The sequence below is a fragment of the Arsukibacterium indicum genome (assembly GCF_019100565.1).
GTDB classification, from domain to species: Bacteria; Pseudomonadota; Gammaproteobacteria; order Enterobacterales; family Alteromonadaceae; genus Alishewanella; species Alishewanella indicum.
The window spans coordinates 1-1,132 of sequence record NZ_JAHRID010000020.1; the positions used below are offsets into that span (position 1 = coordinate 1).

Annotated in this window: 1 protein-coding gene; it reads right to left on the minus strand. The window is 49.4% G+C overall.

All coding sequences use genetic code 11. The annotated features are described in order from the left end of the window. Nucleotides 1-4: 4 nt before the first annotated feature. On the minus strand, nucleotides 5-1,132 hold a 1,128-nt coding region (tuf, locus tag KQY15_RS18940; protein WP_217671464.1), incomplete at its 5' end, for an elongation factor Tu.

Genomic DNA, 1,132 nt, shown 5'->3' on the forward strand with positions numbered 1-1,132 from the left:
CGAATTAAGCAATGATTTTAGATACTACACCAGCACCTACAGTACGGCCGCCTTCACGGATAGCGAAGCGTAAACCTTCGTCCATCGCGATTGGGCAAATCAGCTCAACAACAAACTTCAGGTTGTCGCCTGGCATTACCATCTCAACGCCTTCTGGCAGCTCAACCGCACCCGTTACGTCTGTAGTACGGAAGTAGAACTGTGGACGGTAGCCTTTGAAGAATGGAGTATGACGACCACCTTCTTCTTTTGACAGTACGTAAACTTCGCCTTCGAACTTAGTGTGTGGCTTGATTGAACCTGGCTTCGCCAGTACCTGACCACGCTCTACGTCTTCACGCTTAGTACCACGTAACAAGGCACCGATGTTCTCACCTGCACGACCTTCGTCTAACAGCTTACGGAACATTTCAACACCAGTACAGGTAGTAGCAACAGTGTCTTTGATACCAACGATTTCTACTGTCTCACCTACTTTGATGATACCTTGCTCAACACGGCCTGTTACTACAGTACCACGACCAGCAATTGAGAATACGTCTTCGATTGGCATGATGAATGGCTTATCAATCGCACGTACCGGCTCAGGGATATACGTATCTAACGCTTCGCCCAGCTCCAGAATTTTCTTTTCCCACTCTGCATCGCCTTCCAGGCCTTTCAGCGCTGAACCACGGATTACTGGTAAGTCATCACCCGGGAAGTCGTAGTCTGAAAGTAGCTCACGCACTTCCATCTCTACCAGCTCTAACAGCTCTTCGTCATCTACCATGTCACACTTGTTCATGAACACGATGATGTAAGGTACGCCTACCTGACGTGATAACAGGATGTGCTCACGTGTTTGTGGCATTGGGCCGTCAGTCGCCGCTACTACCAGGATTGCGCCGTCCATCTGGGCAGCACCAGTGATCATGTTCTTAACATAGTCAGCGTGGCCCGGGCAGTCTACGTGGGCGTAGTGACGGGTTGGAGTATCGTATTCAACGTGTGAAGTGTTGATCGTGATACCACGGGCTTTTTCTTCCGGTGCTTTGTCGATTTGATCGAAAGCAAATGCCTGACCGCCGTATGTCTTAGCTAATACGTTAGTGATAGCAGCTGTCAGAGTAGTTTTACCGTGGTCAACGTG